General features: G+C 59.1%; 1 protein-coding gene and 1 pseudogene. Both read right to left on the reverse strand.

The features are described from left to right. A partial coding sequence (locus EN750_RS36845) for an aminotransferase class III-fold pyridoxal phosphate-dependent enzyme (protein WP_245482934.1) occupies positions 1-350 on the reverse strand: 350 nt, incomplete at its 3' end. 9 nt (positions 351-359) lie between these two features. Then, a pseudogene (locus tag EN750_RS36850) lies at positions 360-833 on the reverse strand (NADH:flavin oxidoreductase); the annotation flags it as partial.

Consider the following 833-nt stretch of genomic DNA (forward strand, 5'->3'; position numbering starts at 1 on the left):
TAACGAAGCTGCTCGACGGACGGCAGACGTTCGCACAGGATTTCTGACAATCGAATCTCACTCTCGGTAGGCATGCCGAAACATGTGCCGGCTTCGAGCTGCCGTGTGGCCGCCTCCAGGATCCGGCGATTGCCATAGCCATGGATCAGAGAGGTGAAGTTCCCCAAGGCGTCGATCCGGACATGGCAATCGACATCGGTGATCCGGCAGCCATCGCCGCGCCAGGCATAGATTTGATGCGGCTTGCGATAGACGGTCGTGCGCGTGTTCCCGCCAGGCATGACCTCGCGGGCACGGGCATAAAGCTTTTCGGAATTTGGTGTCGCTGGTGCTGACATGAGGTCGCTCATCACATGGTTCTAGCTGGCAAGATTGATCCGCTCTCGACGCAAGGTCGGGTGGCCGTTCTCGAATTCTTGAGCAAAACGGTGGCCTGAATAGACGGCGGCATAGATGGCGGCCGGCGCTTCGCAATCCCCGATGCGTGAGACGCGGCGCAGTCGGCCTGCGTCACCCCTGTCAAGACGGGCGGTCAGCGCTTCAAACAGTTCGTTGCGAGGTAGCCGCGCTGTGACGAGGACAAGGGCCTCGATCTCTCGGTGGCTCGTTGCGCCTGTTCGCGCATCAACGAAGAGGGCCTGGCCTTCATGCGTACCGGTGAGCGCCATGTGCGTAACCATTCCAACGCCACGCTCATATAGCCGCTTTGCTGTTCGAATGTTTTCAAGCGTGTTGATCGTGAAGGAGGACACGTCGGCCGCTGGTGTGACCAGCGTCACATTTTTGCCCATTAGCGCCAGTTTTTCAGCGATCACGGCGCCCATGTAATAGTG

It is taken from the genome of Mesorhizobium sp. M7A.F.Ca.ET.027.03.2.1 (assembly GCF_003999175.1).
Classification (GTDB): Bacteria; Pseudomonadota; Alphaproteobacteria; order Rhizobiales; family Rhizobiaceae; genus Mesorhizobium.